Source organism: Microbacterium sp. Root553 (assembly GCF_001426995.1).
Taxonomy (GTDB): domain Bacteria; phylum Actinomycetota; class Actinomycetes; order Actinomycetales; family Microbacteriaceae; genus Microbacterium.
The window spans coordinates 1-15,053 of record NZ_LMFY01000002.1 but is presented as its reverse complement, the minus strand read 5'-3'; the positions used below and the strand labels follow the sequence as shown (position 1 = coordinate 15,053).

The following is a 15,053-nucleotide window of genomic DNA, read 5'->3' as shown; positions in this document are numbered from 1 at the left end:
CGGCGCCCTCAGCCGGGAAGAGGGATCGGCGCGGTGAACGGCCCCGTCTCGTCGGAATCCGGACCGACGTCGGGGGCCGGGCCGCCGTCGGGATCCGCGCCGTCACGGCGCGCGTCGGCATCCGCTCGGCGCCGTCCGCTGTGCACGCCCAACGTGGTGCCGACGCTGGCGACGATGACGAGCGCGATCGCCAGCATCCGAAGCGGGGTGGCGTTCTGCCCGAGGATCAGCCACCCCGCCAGCGTCGCGAAGGCGGGCTCGAGGCTCAGCAGCACGCCGAACACGCGCTGCGGCAGACGTCGCAGCGCCGCGAGCTCGAAGCTGTACGGGATGACCGACGACAGCACGGCGGTGATCGCGGCGAGCAGCAGCAGCTGCATGTCGCCGGCGACCGTGACCGCGGCGGGCACGCCGACCGGGATCAGCAGCACGGCCGCAACGGCGAGACCCACCGCGAGGCCGCCGCTTCCGGGGATGAGGGTGCCGACGCGGGCGCTCATGCGGATGTACATCGCCCAGAACGCGGCGGCGATCAGGATGAAGAGGAGCCCGAGCGGATCCAGCGGTTCGGACCCCACCAGGCCGTCGATGCCCAGCAGCACGATCCCGAGGAGCGCGAGCGCGACCCACGCGGCATCGCCGAGGCGCCGGGTGAGCACGGCCGCGAGGACCAGAGGCCCGAGGAACTCGATCGCGACCGCCGGACCGAGGGGGATGAGATCGATCGCGGCGTAGAAGAAGCCGTTCATGCCCGCCAGCGACAGCCCGAACAGGGCGGCCGCGATCCACTGGGTGCGGTTCCACCGCACGGGTCGAGGTCGCACGATGACCAGCAGCAGCACCGCTGCGATGGCGACGCGCAACGAGGTGACGCCCCAGGGGCCGAGCACCGGGAACAGCTGTGCAGCGACCGCCGCCCCGAAGGGGAGGGAGAGACACGAGCAGACGACGAGCACCACGCCCACGAGCGGACGGGATGACGCGGACTGCTGCACCCGTCCAGCCTAGGGCGCCGTCACCGCCTCACAGGTGCTTGCCGCCGGTGACCGCGATCACCGCACCGGAGGTGTACGACGACTCCGCGGACGCGAGGTAGACGTAGGCGCCCGCCAGCTCCGCCGGCTGCCCTGCGCGGCCGAGCGGGGTGTCGTCTCCGAAGGTGTTCAGGCGCTCCGCGCCCCAGCCGGTCGCGGGGATCAACGGCGTCCAGATCGGACCGGGGGCGACGGCGTTGACGCGGATGCCGCGCTCCCCCGCCTCCTCGGCCAGTGCCTTCACGAACGCCACCTGCGCGGCCTTCGTCATGGCGTAGTCGATCAGGCCGGGAGACGGCTCGAACGCCTGCACGGACGAGGTCACGATGATGCTCGACCCCGGAGCGAGATGCGGGTACGCGGCGCGTGCCGAGTAGAGCAGGCCGAACAGGTTCGTCTCGAACACCCGGCGGAGTCGATCCGTCTGCAGGTTCTCGAACCCGTCGATGTCGTGCTGGTAGGCGGCGTTCAGCACGAGGATGTCCAGGCCGTCGAACGCGCTCCTCGTCTCGGAGACGACGTCCGTCGCGAACGCCTCGTCGCGCAGGTCGCCCGCGATGCTCAGCGCCTTGCGGCCCTCTGCACGGATGAGCGCCACCGTGCCGTCGGCATCCTCCTGCTCCTCGGGCATGTGGACGATCGCGACGTCGGCGCCCTCCCGGGCGTAGGCGATGGCGACCGCTCGTCCGATGCCCGAGTCACCTCCGGTGATCAGCGCACGGCGTCCTTCGAGGCGTCCGTGGCCGACGTACGACTGTTCGCCGTGGTCCGGTCCGGGGCGCGTCTCGTCCGACAGTCCCGGCTGAGCCTGCTGCTGGGCGGGGAAGCCCTCCTGGCGATGCTGGGTGCGGGGGTCGGGCGCGGTGTCTGCCATGGTGTCTCCTCGTCTGCGCTGCGCGTCTGCTGATGGGATGATCCATCGACCTTCGCCGCACGGACGGAGACTCGGCAGGGGGTTGACAACCCCCTGCCGGTCGCGAGAACGGACGCGGTCAGAGGTGCGGGTGATCCGCCGGATCGGCGCCGGCCGGAACCCCCGTGGCGTCCTGCGGCTCGGGGACCATGTGCAGGCCGCCCGGGGCGTTGGCGGTGAAGGCCAGAGCTTCGATCCACCCCCGGTTGATGGAGGGCTGACGGCTGCCGAAGTACTTGAACACGAGCGAGCTCGCCGGATGGATCCACACGGTCGTGCGTCCGCCGCCGACGCTGGCGTCCTCTCTCCAGCTGAAGGAGAACGGCTCGGCGCGGCGCAGCTTCGCGGTGATGACGAGTTGCAGGTGCGTGAGGGCGCGATCCTCGATCTCGGTCTTCACGCTGCCTTCGTAGATGAACTTGCCCATGCGACTCTCCTCGCTGTTCCTGGCGTCGCGTCGAGCATATGTGAGGATCCGTGAGCGAAGTCAACCCCCTGCGAAGGGGTGCCTCCGGCGTCTAGCCTGGGGAGAAATGCGAGGAGGCGGAACCATGAACGCTCGACACATCGACGACCGGCCCGACGAGGGATACACCCCCACGACCACTCACGCCGAGTTCGGTGAGGGCAACCCACGCCTTCGCGTCTCGCGCGACGATCTCCGTTCGGAGTTCGCGCTCGACGTCGACGTGGTGCGGATCGGCTCCTCGCCCGACAACGAGCTCACTCTCGACGGATCCGACGCGGTGCACGCGACGATCACGCATGACGACCGCGACGAGTACGTCCTCGAGATGCACGGCGACGGCGAGATGAACACCAACCCCGCCGCCGACGCGACGCACCCCGGCGAGCGCATGCAGACCCTGCGCACCGGCGCCCGCTTCACGGTCGGCGACTGGGAGCTCGTGTACGCGCGTGACGAGTTCGCCGACCACGGCCGCCCCTACGGCGGACGCCTGGGTGGCGAGTACTCCGACCAGCCCCTGCAGCCCGAGCGCCCGGACTACTCCGACGAGGCCACGGTCGAGTCCGACGCTCCCACGCACGCGGACTCCGCCGAAGAGCAGTGACGACGGAGAACTCTCCCCTCGACCGACTCAGCTCGCTCGACCGACTCAGCCAGGTCGCCGCGGAACGCGGGCTGCGGATCTGCGTGGTCGAATCGCTGACATCGGGGCGCCTGTCGAGCACGGTCGGGGCGGGTGCCGATGCCGGCGACTGGTTCGCCGGCGGCCTCGTCGCCTACCTCACCGACGTCAAGGAGCGCATGCTCGGGGTCACCCCGGGAACGGATCCCTGCTCGGCGGAGTGCGCGGAGCAGCTCGCGGCGAACGGGCGGCAGCTGTTCGACGCCGACCTCTGCGTGTCGACGACGGGTGTCGGCGGACCCGATGCCGAGGGCGGTCACGATCCGGGAACGGTGTTCCTCGGGTGGGCCACCGACCACGGCGTGGGGCATCGGATGCTCGCGCTCACCGGCGACCCGGCCGAGATCCTCGACGCGACCGTCGACGCGGCGGCACGGCTGCTCGCGTTCCACGCCGAGGGTCTGCACTCGGCGGGCCCGCGGCGCAGCGGATCGCCTGAGCTGCCCACGGGCTGAGCTGCCCACGGGCTGAGCTGCCCACGGGCGACGGGCTGACTCCGCGGCTCCGCGATCTCAGAGCCGTGGCACCAGACCGACGCGCAGGGGCGCACCCGGCGCGGATGCCGCCGCGATGGCCTCGTCGACCGCGGCCAGCTGCCGCACGTCGCCGACCGCGTCGGCGAACGGGTATGCGCGCCCGCGACCGGCCAGGAACACGACGGCCTCGGCGAGCTCCGTCCCGGTGTAGTTGTGCACGCCGGTGACCGTCACCAGCCGGCGGACGATGCTCTCGGCATCCAGCGCCACCGGGTCGGCGGGGAACACGCTGCCGACCAGCACCACCGTCCCGCCGGTGGCGACGCCGACGAGAGCCTCCGCGACGGCGTGCCCCGAGGCCTCGATCACGACATCCGGATCCCGATCGAGCGTCCCCGCCCCGAAGCGTGAGGCGAGCGCGAGGCGCGAGGGCGCAGGGTCGAGGACCTCGACGATCGCGCCTCGGTCGGCGGCGATCGCGGCGGCCGAGAGGCCGACGAGCCCTGCTCCGTGGATCCGCACGGCGGCGCCCTCGAGATCGTGATCGCGCGCGGCCCGTGCCACAGCGGCCCAGGCGGTGGCAGTCGCACACGAGGCCGGAGCGAGCACGGCAGCCGGCAGAGACTCGGGCACGCGGACGATCGCCGAGCCCTCGCGCACCTGCACGTGCGTGCCGAAGCCACCGGAGAGATCGCCGTGCACCCCGATGCGGTCATGGCCGTACTTGCCCAGCGTGCGGCACTTCTGGGGCAGACCCCGCACGCACCGGTCGCAGGCGCCGCACGAGACCGTCACCGACCAGACCACGCGGTCGCCGATGCGCAGCGCCGCGCCGTCGACCGCGGTCGCGCCGGCGTCACCGATCGCGATGATCCGCCCGACGCTCTCGTGGCCGAGCACCAGCGGCGTCGGGGCGGAGCGGTGGCCCTGCACGGTGTGCACGTCGGAACCGCAGATCGTCGACATCTCGACCGCGACCAGCACGTCCTTCTCACCGAGCGCCACCCCCGGCACCGCGATCATCTCGTGCGGATGCCCCTCGCCGATCCACACCATGGCGGTGGCCGCGGGGCGCAGCGTGACGTCTCGACGGTTGCCGGGCGGTCGGGTCAGCAGAGTGCCCATGTGCACGCGATTCAGGCGGTGCGGGCGAGAGCGAGCAGCCCTCGCTCGGCGAGCGCGCCGCGGAGTCCGGTGACATCGGCGAGCACGGCATCGGCTCCGGCGCCGGTGAGGGTGCGCAGGTCGTGCGCTCCGGTGAGCACTCCGGCGACGAATCCCGCACCGGCCCGACGCCCGGACTCGACGTCGCTCACGGTGTCACCCGCCACGGCGACGGCCGACATCGATGAGACCTGCGAGCGGATCGCCGCCGTGAGCACGAGGTCCGGAGCGGGGCGACCTCGCCCCGCGTCGATCGGCGACAGCGCCAGGTCGACCAGGTCGCGCCATCCCAGGCCCTCGATCAGGGCGTCCCTGGTCACCGGCGCGAACCCCGTGGTCAGCACGACGGTCAGACCGGCATCCTTCAGATCCTGGATCGCCTCCGCCGCCCCGGGGATCTCCGAGACCCCCTGCTCGGCGACGATCTCGGCGTACGCCGCCTCGAACGCCGCGGTGGCGCGCTCGGCAGCCGCGCGGTCGCCGCCGGCGAGATGCGTGAAGACATCGATCTTGGACTGGCCCATCGTCGCGCGCACATGGGCGAGAGCGTCGTCCCACGGCATCCGGTCGGCGACACCCGTGCTCTCGGCCGCACGCCGGAACGCGGTCTCGACCACGCCATCGTCGACGACCGTGGTGCCGGCCATGTCGAGCACCACGAGTTCTATGGGCGCGGCGGTCAGGCGGGACGCGGTGGGCGGAGCCTCCGGGTGCAGCGAGGAGTCGGACGAGATGGTCATGGTGTTCCTTCCAGTGCGGGTGCCCACCCGAAGGCGGCGGTGAGATTCTCTTCGGCGAGCCCCAGCCCCGTGGTCATTCCGATGCCGGTGGTCGCGGCGAGCACCAGCGTCCGCTCGTCCGGTGTCCGGACCAGGAAGTCCTGCGCCGCCGTGGCGTAGACGCCCTGCCACCGCTCGAGCACCCGCGGCGTCGGCATCTCGAACAGCGCCTCCGCCTCGGCGAGGAACGCGGCGAAGGCGGCCTCGGGCTGGAACGGCGACGGCGAGACGGCCGAGCTGTGCGAGTCGCCGATGATGAGCGTGCCGTCCGGCAGCTGCGTGTACATCTGATTCAGGTCGAGAGCGGCGAGGTCGGGTCGCTCCCCGTGCAGGCGCTCCCGCAGGGCGGTCGCCGCGTCGCCGTCGGCAAAGCGCCCGTACCGCACGAGCGACCAGCCCGTGAGCACCGGGGCCGAGAGCGGACGCGGCATCGAGACGGCCGCGCGCATCATGTCGAGCGCACAGCGGATCACGCCGGCCGTCTCCGCGATCTCGGGCAGCAGCTGGTCGATGTCGTGGTTCACCGCCACCACCACCGTGCCGGCGGTGAGCGATCCTCTGCTCGTCTCGACGCGTCCGCCCGCCACGGAGGTCACCGCGGTGCGGAACCGGACGTCGACGCCGAGCGTCGTCAGATGGCGGACGATGGCCGCGGCCGCGGCACGCGGATCGGTCTGCAGATCGGGTTCGATGTGCGCGCCGCCGACGAGACGCTCTGCGCGCAGCGGCGCGAGTCGCCGCAGCTCGTCGGTCTCGAGCATGCGGATGCCGCCGTCTGCCGCCGCCCGTTCGAGCACCGCGATCTCGTCTGCGTGACGGGCTGCGACCAGGGTGCCGGATTCGCGCAGCCAGAAGCCGGCATCGCGCGACAGGCGCAACCACAGCTCGCGGGACGCGTCCGCGTAGCGCCGCGCCTCCCCCGCCTGCGCGCCGATGCAGAGGTGGCCGAAGTTGCGGATCGTCGCCCCGGCCGGAGCATCCGCTCTGTCGACGACGATGACGCTCAGCCCTCGTCGCGCGGCCGCGAAGGCTGCGCCGAGACCGATGATGCCGGAGCCGACGACGACGACATCCGCCGTATCGGTGAGTGCGGCGCGGGTCATCGGAACACCTTGCGCATCCACATCGCGAGTCCCTCGACGACCAGCACCGTCACGAGGATCATGAGCACGATCGCGGTCACCGTCTCGTAGCGCGACCCCTGGCTGGCGTTGAGCAGGTAGTAGCCGACTCCGCCGCCGCCGACGATGCCGAGGATGGTCGCCGCACGGATGTTCGTGTCGAGCATGTAGAAGCTGTGTCCGATCAGCGCCTGCATGCCCTGCGGCACGGTCGCCGAGGCGTAGGTCTGCAGTCGGGTGGCGCCGACGGCGCGGAGAGCACGCTCGGGGCCTCGGTCGACCTCTTCGAACGAGTCGGCGATCAGCTTGCCGAGCAGTCCGATGCCGCCGATCGCGAGGGCGATGACGCCGGCCTGGGCGCCGAGACCAGTGATCACCACGAGCACGATCGCGAGGATGAGCTCGGGGATGCCGCGGATGCCGACCAGCAGGAATCGCGCCGCGCCTCGCGCACCCGCGCTCGGCGCGACGTTGCTCGCGGCCAGCGATCCGAGGATCAGCGAGGGCAGCAGGGTGAGCACGGTGGCGGCGAGAGCGATCGCGACGGTGTCGCGCATGGCGCTGAACATCACGGAGGCGTCGTAGCTGCCGAACGACGGCGGCCAGAACTTGGCGGCGACCTCGGGGATCCTGCCCCAGAACGTGAGGAAGTCCATCCAGTTGATCTGGCTGATGACGACGCTGCCGATCACCACGAGCACGGCGACCGCGACTCCCGCCGTGTTGCGCACGCGCTCCGCCGTCCACGGCCGACGCACCGCGTTCTGAGGTGAGACCGCCCACGCCGGACCGGTGGTCGTCGAGTCGCTCGCCCGGTCGCCGAGGCGGGGGTGGATCAGTCGGTCGATCCACGATCGGGTGTGCTTCTGTTGCCCGAGCATCGCGCCGCGCACCATGCTCGAGACGATCTCCATCACGACGCAGAGGATGAAGATCACCAGCGCGATGCCGAGGCCCTTGCCGTAGTTGAGCGCCTTGAACGCGTACGACATCTCGAGCCCGAGTCCCGCGACACCGACGTATCCGAGGACGACGCTCCCGCGGAGGTTGATGTCGTTGCGGTGCAGCACGGTCGCGACCCAGCTCGGGAGCACCTGCGGAAGGATACCGGCGGAGAACTCCTGCATCTTCGATCCGCCCGCGGCACGGATCGCGAGCCGGGGGCCCTCGTCGATCTGCTCGATCGCGTCGGCGAACATCTTCGAGATCATGCCGATCGAGTGGATGCCGATCGCCAGGATGCCGGGGAGCGTGCCGAGCGAGAACATGAGCACGAACGCCATGGCGAGCACGACGTCGGGGAGTGCACGGGTGAGGACTCCCACGAATCGCGCTGCGGCGCGCCATCCGTTGCCGGGGGTCGTGTTCGATGCGGCGAGGTACGCGATCGGCACGGACAGCAGCGCGGCGAGCAGGGTTCCCACCAGCACGAGTCCGACGGTGAGGGCGATCAGCCAGGCGAGATCGCCCGGCTCCGGGAAGGTGAGCCCGCCGACACGGGCCATGAAGTTCTCGGCGTTGCCCCAGCTCTGCACCATCGCGGGGATCGAGATGCCCACCTCGTTCACGGCGAGGATGCCGAGGACGACGAGAGCGAGAAGGGTCAGCCCTGCAGCGATGCGCTCGGGCGAGATCGGACGCCGCGGGGCGCGATCGGCGACGGGTGCGGACGAGGGGGCCTCGTGCGCCCGGGGCACGTCGGAGAGGAGGGTCACGAGACTCGAGCCCCGTCGAGTTCCGTGACGTCTGCGGCGATCTCGATGAGCTCGGCCTGCACGGCCGTGATCTCGGCGGTCGTCGTGGCGACGCGGCCGTAGATCTCCATGACCTCCGCCTTGGTGAGATCGGTGGTGGGGGTGTCGAGCACGATCTCGCCGTGACGCAGACCGATGATGCGATCGGCCCAGGAGATCGCGAGATCGACCTGATGCAGGCTGCAGACGACGGTGAGGCCCTCGTCGGCAGCGATCTCGCGGATCAGCGCCATCACCTGGTCGCTGGACTCGGGGTCGAGTGATGCGACAGGCTCGTCGGCGAGCAGGATGTCGGGCTTCTGCATGAGAGCTCGCGCGATCGCGACGCGCTGCTGCTGACCGCCCGAGAGTGTGTCACTGCGCTGGTAGGCGCGGTCGAGCAGGCCGACGCGGTCGAGGTGCCCGAGCGCGCGGAGCTTCGCGGCCTTCGAATATCCCCACAGCCCGAGACGCGGCCCACTGACCTCGGAGAGCGACCCGGTGAGGACGTTCTCGAGGACGGTGAGGGAGGGCACGAGTTCGAACTGCTGGAAGATGAAGCCGACGCGGCTGCGGAGTCTGCGCAGCGCCTTGCCCCGGAGGGTCGGCACGTTCGCACCGAGGACCTCGATGTCGCCCGACGTCGGGAGCTCGAGTCCGTCGAGGTGGCGGAGCAGCGTCGACTTGCCCGAGCCGGAGAGGCCGAGCAGGACGACGATCTCGCCACGGGAGACCTGCAGCGACGCGTTCTTCAGCGCCGTGGTGGAGCCGAAGGTCTTCGTCACGCCGTCCAGGCGGATCAGGGCATCGGATGCGGAGGCAGTCATGTCGTGGCTTTCTGTGTCGTCGTGGATGATGCGGGCCCTTCGTCTCGCTTCGCTCGCTCAGGAGCCGGACTCCCCCCCCGACCCCTGAGCGAGGAGCGAAGCGACGAGACGAAGGGCGTCCATGCGCACCCCCACCCGGACCCCGCCCCCTGAGCGAGGAGCGAAGCGACGAGACGAAGGGCGTCAGTGCGACCCCCCACCCGGACCCGAGCGAGAACCCGCCCCCGAGCAAGAACCCGCCCCCGAGCAAGAACCCGCCCCCGAGCAAGAACCCGCCCCCGCCCCCTGAGCGAGGAGCGAAGCGACGAGACGAAGGGCGTCAGTGCGGGCCGGTCAGGCCTTGCACTGCTCCGCTTCGGTCTCCTTGCAGATGTCGCGGATCAGGTCGTAGTACGCGTCATCGACGGGCTTCGTGGCGTAGAAGACGCTGCGGAACGAGTCGGTGTCGGCGCTGTCGATGCCTGCGGCGACGATGTCGTCGATCGTGATCTCGGAGAGTCCGTCGATGAGCTTCTTCGAGACGTCGTCGGGAAGAGTCGACGAGTAGACGAGCGGCGCACCGGGCACCATCGTCTCATCGATGACCTTCACGGCATCCGACTTCTCGACCTCGGAGTCCTCGGCGAAGCCGACCTCGCACTCGACGCCCTCTCCGACCTTCTGCACGCTGACGTCGTGCTTGCCCGCGAAGACCGGGGTGATGTCCGTCTTCGGGTCGATGCCCGCTTCGATGAGGTTGTACGACGGGAAGAGGTAGCCCGACGTCGACGACGGGTCGACGAAGCAGACCTTCTTGCCCTTGAATTCCTCGATGCTCGAGATGTCGCTGTCCGCGGGGACGATCGCCTGCGAGAAGTAGCCGGGCTCCTGGCCCTCCTCCGTCACGATCGACGAGATCGGCGTCAGCTTCGCCCCGTTGTTCGTGGCGGTGACATAGGTGAAGCCCGAGAAGGACGCCACGTCGACCTTGCCGGCGACGGCGGCCTCGATGAGCGCCGCGTAGTCGGTGGACTCGTGGTACTCGACCGTCTTGCCGGTGATCTCGGCGATGTAGTCCATGAGCGGCTGGTAGTTCGTCTCGGTGTCGACCGAGTCGGGGACGACACCGAACACGAGCGTGTTCTCGTCGACGGCGAACCCGCCGGACGAGGACGACCCCTCGGCGCCGGGCGTGCCGGTGGCCTCGGCGGGACCGGAGCAGGCGGCGAGGCCGAGCGCGAGGATCGCGGCACCGGCGAGGACGGGAAGGACACGGAGCTTCATGAGGACCTTTCGGAGTGGGGGGGTGATCCGGAAGCCACTCTGACAGCCGTCGGGGTCACATATATACCTAACTCGGAAGAGTTCAGCGGCCGTTCACCCGCCATTCCCGAGGGTGAACACGCATGGAACGCCACAGAGATCATCGAGAGTGCCAAGTAGTATGCCTATGTGGCTGAAGCTGTATACACCCAGATCGCCGACGACCTCCGGGCGCAGATCGCCTCGGGGGTGCTGCGGCCGGGAGACGACGTGCCCACCGAGGCCGATCTGGCCGAGCGCTGGCACACCTCCCGCGGCCCGATCCGCAACGCGCTGGCGGCACTGCGCGGCGAGGGACTGATCGAGACCGGTCGCGGTCGCCCCGCGCGGGTCGTCGCCCGCAAGGCGAATCAGGCCGTCGACGTGTCGGTCCCCTTCACGCGCTGGGCGCGCGACCTCGGGGTCACTCCGGGTGCGCAGACGCAGGAGCTGAGCCTGCGTCGCGCGGGCGATCGCGCCGAGGCGCTCGGAGTGTCGCCCGACGACACGATCGTGGGCGTCGTGCGCCTGAGGTCGCTCGACGGACGGCCCACCATGCTGGAGCGCCTCTTCTACACGGAGGCGGTCGGGCGGCGTCTGTTCGACATCGACACCGACGAGGTCTCGATCACCGAGTACCTCGGATCGGTGGGCCACCCGATCGTGGGCCTGGAGCACCAGATCGATGCCGTCGCGGCTGACGAACAGGATGCGACACTGCTGCGCGTTCCGCAGGGGACACCGATCCTGCGATTGAGCCGCATCTCGAGAGACGCGCAGGGTCGGATCTTCGAGGCCTCCGAGGATCGATATCTGAGCGAGGTCGTGCGGTTCACGGTGGCCGCATCCGGAATCTCGACGGACGGGCACTACATGCGGGCGGTCGGCGGCTGAGAACCGGGCGATCACCGAGAACGGGGCGATTCCTGAGAGCCCGGGCGATGGCCTCGATCTCCGTGAGGAGAGAAGCCGATCGCGAGCGCGATGGGGATCAGATACCAAGACCGCGCTCGCGATCACAGCGCTGGGGATGCGCTATTTCTGGGGTATACCCAATGTAAGCGGGCGGCTACACCATCGAATACGGCCTAATGTCGAGACATCGCATAGACCTTCGTCTAGTGTTTCCCGATCGGGGTCCGGATTTCCGCGGGTTTTCAGAACGCGTTCCGGTATTTCTCTCGAGACGGGGATGCGAGCGAGCGACCGTCCGTCAGGGCTTCGCGACAGATCGAGCGATCGGTAGACGTGCGGTCACGACCCACCGACCATCGACTTCTCCGGCACTGAACTCTCCGCTCGCGCCGAGCACGCGCTCCGCCATTCGGCCGATGCCGGTGCGACTGGAGGAGAGCTCGCGGCGCGGAGTCACCGACAGAGGACTGCTCACAGCCATCTGCGCGAGATCATCGTCGATGTCGAAACGGATCTCGATCTCTCCCGCACCGGCGTACTTGAGGATGTTCGTGGCGGACTCACGCATGATGCGGGCAAGGACGATCTCGGCGGCGCGAGGGACGCGCTCGTCGGCGGGGTCTCCGTCGAGCAGCACCGTGTGCCCGGCGGATTCGAATTCCTGCATCGCCTCGTCGACGGATGCGGCGAGGTCGCCGGTCGGCATGCCCTCGGAGCGGGGGCCGTCGTCGGCGAGGTCGATCACGAAGCGGAGGTCGGTCATCGCCTTGCGGGCGGCGATCCGGATCGCCTCTTGAGAATCGGAGCTCGTTCGTTGATCGTCGAGCATCTGCACGTGCAGGGACACCACGGTGAGGTGGTGCGCGATACTGTCATGCAGCTCGCCGGCGATCCATCGCCGTTCGGCGAGTACTGCTTGGCGCTCCTGCTCGGCCTTCTCGGCCAGCTGGACTTCGAGGGTTCGCCCTCGGGCGAACGCCACGCGCAGCGCGAAGCCCACAGCTCCGGCGACAGTCGCGGAGATCAGGTAGATGCCGAGGTTGATCGGGGTGCTCGTCTCCCCGAAGGCGACGAGCGCCGTCGCGAGGAGGAAGACTCCCGCGTAAGAGAGGATGAGCGCGTTCCAGCCGAGTCGCATGATCAGTGCTGCAGCGAGTGCGGCGACTGTCAGTACTTCCGTCTGGCTACCCGTGAAGAACGAGAGTGCGAACACGACGGCGAGTGCGCACGTCGCGATGAGAGGCCACCAGAGGTACAGGACGAGCACGGCGGTCGACGCGATGCTGACCGCGGCGACGAACGGGTCGACTCCCGGAGGGAGGAACAGTCCGACTATCCCGAAGACGACCATCGTGATGACGGTCGCGAGGATGGCGATGCGTTCGATCGTGCTGAGCTTCTCACCCTTCCCGAGCCGTGAAACGACAGAGTCGCCAGTGCGGGGAGGACCAAAAGCCATGCTTCAGTATCTCCTAATAGCCAGGTAGATTAGCGAGTGAAGCCAAAGAACTGGTTGAATGCCTGCCAGAAAGTCATAGTGATTCACCTCCGTTGTTGGACTTTTGTGAAGTAATAAGTTCATCTTCTCGGTGATCCGAGCGCTTCACATCTGTCACAAGTCCAGACATCACTAGCCAAAGGTCTAGGTCTGAGCACCGCGCAGCGACCCCCGTTAGGCTTCCCACATGCCGGAAATCCGCGTTCTCATCGTCGACGACGACCCACTGGTGCGTTCAGCACTCTCGCACTTCGTCTCTCGCGACCCCGAGATCAACGTCGTGGCCGAGGCAGAGACGGGCCTGGAAGGCATCGAAGCGGTCGAGCGTGAGCACCCTGACGTCGTCATGATGGACGTGCAGATGCCGGAGATGGATGGCATCGAGGCGACCGGTGTGATCAGCGGTCGCTGGCCTGAGGTCAAGATCCTCGCCGTGACCACTCTCGACGGCAGCGACACCGTACTGCCCATGCTGAGTGCGGGGGCGTCGGGCTATCTTCTGAAGGACTCCAGCGCGGCCAGCATCCTTGAAGGCGTGCGTGAGGTGTACAGCGGAGCGAGCTCCCTGTCGCCGCGCATCGCGTCACTGCTGATCAAGCATGTGCGCGACACCGAGCCGATGAGCAGCGACGGCACACTCGAGGTCCTCACCGATCGCGAGCAGGAGGTGCTGCAGCGGTTGGCGCAGGGGATGTCCAACGCGGAGATCGCGCGCACTCTGATCGTCTCCGAGGGAACGGTCAAGGCGCACCTGGGACGCATCATGTCGAAATGGCACGTACGCGATCGCGTGCAGATCCTCGTGACCGCGGCGCACGCCGGACTCGTCGACTTCCGCTGAGTCGCGGGGTGCGCCATCGTTGGTCGGGGTCCCACCACGCCGGCCCTCGCACCTGGGGAATGCCGTCGTTCATGCGGATCTCCCACCCGGACTTCCCGAGCGATCGGTGATGCCACCAACACAACGGCACACCGTTGTCCGTATGCGTCGGACCACCCCTCGCGTGCTCGATCACGTGATGGATCTCACACCATGACGCCGGAACATGACATCCCGGGATCAGACATTCCTTGTCGCGAGCGATGATCGCCCGCCGTTGATGCACCGTGAAGACCCGATCGGTGGTCGTGATCGCAATGATCCGCCCCTCAGCGAGCGATGATCGCCCGCCGTTGATGCACCGTGAAGACCCGATCGGTGGTCGTGATCGCAATGATCCGCCCCTCATCGAACATCACCCGCTGAATCGCTCCGGTGCATGCGATCTGCGCGGCGACGGAGACGGGCACATGGGCACCGGAACCGGTGACCGTCGCCCACCCACCATTCCCGCCGCCCGACTCCGCAGTGTTGCCGAAGGCGGCCCCCTGCGCGGCGTTGCTGAAGGAAGATCCCTGCGCAGCGTTTCCGAAGGCGGCTCCGGCGATGTGGCTGCCGTCAGCGACGAGACCTGTGGCGCCGCTCTGGGCGGCGAGGTCTGTCGCGTCGACGTTCACGACGAGGACCGGTGCCGCACCACCGAGGGTGGGCATGTCGTTGTGGCGGGCCGCGATCGTGAGAACCATCGCGAGAGCATCGTGACGCTTCTGCGCCGAAGTGCGGTCATCGAGCACACACCGCGGATCCGAGTTGAACGGATCCTCACCCTCGGCATCGACATCGACACCCACACCGCCCATGCCAGTGCCGGCATCGGCATCGGCATCGGCATCGGCATCGGCTTCCGCACTGGCGGCAAAGCCGTCGCTCGGCACGAAATGCACGCCCGGCATCGGCGGTCCGTCGCCTTTGGGGTTGAGGATCGCGTCCAGGATCGCCTGGAACTGCCCGGCGACATCCGGGGTCAGAAACCCGCGGATCGCATGCACCCCGTCCGTCAACCGGCCGATCGTGACACCCCGACGACGACACGCCACCTCATCCCTGGGCTCTTCCCCGTCGGGGTCGAACATCGACGCGAGATCCTCCGCGAGCATCGCCAGATCCTGCACCGTCGGCGCAGGACCGGCCACACCCTCCTCATTCACATCAGAGACATCGTCGCTGTCACCGTCATCATCACCGACCACGACACCGTATCCGCGGGCGCACCCGGCCAACGCGACATCCGCCGCCAGGCGTTGATCCACACTCAGCCGGTCCCACACCTTCTCGATCGGG

At 68.9% G+C, this 15,053-nt stretch carries 16 protein-coding genes; 4 read left to right on the top strand and 12 right to left on the bottom strand.

Annotated elements, in window-relative coordinates; genetic code table 11:
• Nucleotides 1-8 precede the first annotated feature (8 nt).
• The 3 genes from ASD43_RS14130 to ASD43_RS14120 form a co-directional block, all read right to left on the bottom strand.
• On the bottom strand, nucleotides 9-995 hold the full coding sequence (locus ASD43_RS14130) for an EamA family transporter (RefSeq protein WP_082539476.1): 987 nt from the start codon (nucleotides 993-995) through the stop codon (nucleotides 9-11).
• A gap of 28 nt (nucleotides 996-1,023) precedes the next feature.
• Entirely contained in the window at nucleotides 1,024-1,908 is an 885-nt protein-coding gene (locus ASD43_RS14125; protein WP_056419752.1) for an SDR family oxidoreductase, read from the bottom strand.
• Nucleotides 1,909-2,026: 118 nt separating this feature from the next.
• Entirely contained in the window at nucleotides 2,027-2,374 is a 348-nt protein-coding gene (locus tag ASD43_RS14120; protein ID WP_056419749.1) for a DUF7882 family protein, read from the bottom strand.
• Between the two features lie 124 nt (nucleotides 2,375-2,498).
• On the opposite strand from ASD43_RS14120, the gene ASD43_RS14115 reads away from it, so the two are divergent.
• Both ASD43_RS14115 and ASD43_RS14110 read left to right on the top strand, forming a co-directional pair.
• Nucleotides 2,499-3,020: an FHA domain-containing protein gene (locus ASD43_RS14115; protein ID WP_056419746.1), complete on the top strand. Its 522-nt coding sequence runs from the start codon at nucleotides 2,499-2,501 to the stop codon at nucleotides 3,018-3,020.
• Entirely contained in the window at nucleotides 3,017-3,553 is a 537-nt protein-coding gene (locus ASD43_RS14110) for a CinA family protein (protein ID WP_056419742.1), read from the top strand. The genes ASD43_RS14115 and ASD43_RS14110 overlap by 4 nt, the downstream gene beginning before the upstream one ends.
• Nucleotides 3,554-3,610: 57 nt before the next feature.
• On the opposite strand, the gene ASD43_RS14105 is transcribed toward ASD43_RS14110, so the two are convergent.
• The 6 genes from ASD43_RS14105 to ASD43_RS14080 all read right to left on the bottom strand — a co-directional run bounded on the left by ASD43_RS14105 (nucleotide 3,611) and on the right by ASD43_RS14080 (nucleotide 10,461).
• On the bottom strand, nucleotides 3,611-4,699 hold the full coding sequence (locus tag ASD43_RS14105) for an alcohol dehydrogenase catalytic domain-containing protein (RefSeq protein ID WP_056419739.1): 1,089 nt from the start codon (nucleotides 4,697-4,699) through the stop codon (nucleotides 3,611-3,613).
• Between the two features lie 11 nt (nucleotides 4,700-4,710).
• Nucleotides 4,711-5,478, bottom strand: coding sequence for an HAD family hydrolase (locus ASD43_RS14100; protein ID WP_082539475.1), 768 nt, complete (start codon nucleotides 5,476-5,478; stop codon nucleotides 4,711-4,713).
• Nucleotides 5,475-6,620, bottom strand: coding sequence for a TIGR03364 family FAD-dependent oxidoreductase (locus tag ASD43_RS14095; RefSeq protein WP_056419736.1), 1,146 nt, complete (start codon nucleotides 6,618-6,620; stop codon nucleotides 5,475-5,477). The genes ASD43_RS14100 and ASD43_RS14095 overlap by 4 nt, the downstream gene beginning before the upstream one ends.
• Nucleotides 6,617-8,353 carry a phosphonate ABC transporter, permease protein PhnE gene (gene phnE, locus ASD43_RS14090; RefSeq protein WP_056419733.1) on the bottom strand — a complete coding sequence of 579 codons (1,737 nt, stop codon included), beginning with the start codon at nucleotides 8,351-8,353 and terminating at the stop codon, nucleotides 6,617-6,619. Before phnE ends, ASD43_RS14095 begins: the two co-directional genes overlap by 4 nt.
• Nucleotides 8,350-9,198 carry a phosphonate ABC transporter ATP-binding protein gene (gene phnC / locus ASD43_RS14085; protein WP_056419730.1) on the bottom strand — a complete coding sequence of 283 codons (849 nt, stop codon included), beginning with the start codon at nucleotides 9,196-9,198 and terminating at the stop codon, nucleotides 8,350-8,352. The genes phnE and phnC overlap by 4 nt, the downstream gene beginning before the upstream one ends.
• A 333-nt stretch (nucleotides 9,199-9,531) precedes the next feature.
• Nucleotides 9,532-10,461: a phosphate/phosphite/phosphonate ABC transporter substrate-binding protein gene (locus ASD43_RS14080; protein WP_056419727.1), complete on the bottom strand. Its 930-nt coding sequence runs from the start codon at nucleotides 10,459-10,461 to the stop codon at nucleotides 9,532-9,534.
• A gap of 168 nt (nucleotides 10,462-10,629) precedes the next feature.
• On the opposite strand from ASD43_RS14080, the gene ASD43_RS14075 reads away from it, so the two are divergent.
• Nucleotides 10,630-11,373 (top strand): GntR family transcriptional regulator, encoded by a 744-nt coding sequence (locus ASD43_RS14075; RefSeq protein ID WP_056419723.1) that lies wholly within the window; start codon nucleotides 10,630-10,632, stop codon nucleotides 11,371-11,373.
• Nucleotides 11,374-11,692: 319 nt separating this feature from the next.
• Here the strand turns inward: ASD43_RS14075 and ASD43_RS14070 are convergent, their stop codons facing one another.
• On the bottom strand, nucleotides 11,693-12,853 hold the full coding sequence (locus ASD43_RS14070) for a sensor histidine kinase (RefSeq protein ID WP_056419720.1): 1,161 nt from the start codon (nucleotides 12,851-12,853) through the stop codon (nucleotides 11,693-11,695).
• Between the two features lie 226 nt (nucleotides 12,854-13,079).
• Between ASD43_RS14070 and ASD43_RS14065 the strand changes: the two genes are divergently transcribed.
• Nucleotides 13,080-13,733: a response regulator gene (locus ASD43_RS14065; RefSeq protein WP_056419716.1), complete on the top strand. Its 654-nt coding sequence runs from the start codon at nucleotides 13,080-13,082 to the stop codon at nucleotides 13,731-13,733.
• Here the strand turns inward: ASD43_RS14065 and ASD43_RS17650 are convergent.
• Together ASD43_RS17650 and ASD43_RS14060 are read right to left on the bottom strand one after the other, a co-directional pair.
• On the bottom strand, nucleotides 13,654-14,121 hold the full coding sequence (locus ASD43_RS17650; protein ID WP_327044411.1) for an HNH endonuclease signature motif containing protein: 468 nt from the start codon (nucleotides 14,119-14,121) through the stop codon (nucleotides 13,654-13,656). The genes ASD43_RS14065 and ASD43_RS17650 overlap by 80 nt on opposite strands.
• Nucleotides 14,042-14,845, bottom strand: a complete 804-nt coding sequence (locus ASD43_RS14060; RefSeq protein WP_235564196.1) for a DUF222 domain-containing protein — start codon at nucleotides 14,843-14,845, stop codon at nucleotides 14,042-14,044. Before ASD43_RS14060 ends, ASD43_RS17650 begins: the two co-directional genes overlap by 80 nt.
• Nucleotides 14,846-15,053 lie beyond the last annotated feature (208 nt).

Bases quoted from the DNA above. Each gene is read 5' to 3' on its own strand.
- ASD43_RS14125 (WP_056419752.1), bottom strand. From the start codon at position 1,908: ATGGCAGACACCGCGCCCGACCCCCGCACCCAGCATCGCCAGGAGGGC.
- ASD43_RS14120 (WP_056419749.1), bottom strand. From the start codon at position 2,374: ATGGGCAAGTTCATCTACGAAGGCAGCGTGAAGACCGAGATCGAGGAT.
- ASD43_RS14115 (WP_056419746.1), top strand. From the start codon at position 2,499: ATGAACGCTCGACACATCGACGACCGGCCCGACGAGGGATACACCCCC.
- ASD43_RS14105 (WP_056419739.1), bottom strand. From the start codon at position 4,699: ATGGGCACTCTGCTGACCCGACCGCCCGGCAACCGTCGAGACGTCACG.
- ASD43_RS14100 (WP_082539475.1), bottom strand. From the start codon at position 5,478: ATGACCATCTCGTCCGACTCCTCGCTGCACCCGGAGGCTCCGCCCACC.
- ASD43_RS14095 (WP_056419736.1), bottom strand. From the start codon at position 6,620: ATGACCCGCGCCGCACTCACCGATACGGCGGATGTCGTCGTCGTCGGC.
- phnC (WP_056419730.1), bottom strand. From the start codon at position 9,198: ATGACTGCCTCCGCATCCGATGCCCTGATCCGCCTGGACGGCGTGACG.
- ASD43_RS14080 (WP_056419727.1), bottom strand. From the start codon at position 10,461: ATGAAGCTCCGTGTCCTTCCCGTCCTCGCCGGTGCCGCGATCCTCGCG.
- ASD43_RS14070 (WP_056419720.1), bottom strand. From the start codon at position 12,853: ATGGCTTTTGGTCCTCCCCGCACTGGCGACTCTGTCGTTTCACGGCTC.
- ASD43_RS14065 (WP_056419716.1), top strand. From the start codon at position 13,080: ATGCCGGAAATCCGCGTTCTCATCGTCGACGACGACCCACTGGTGCGT.
- ASD43_RS17650 (WP_327044411.1), bottom strand. From the start codon at position 14,121: ATGAGGGGCGGATCATTGCGATCACGACCACCGATCGGGTCTTCACGG.
- ASD43_RS14060 (WP_235564196.1), bottom strand. From the start codon at position 14,845: ATGTTCGACCCCGACGGGGAAGAGCCCAGGGATGAGGTGGCGTGTCGT.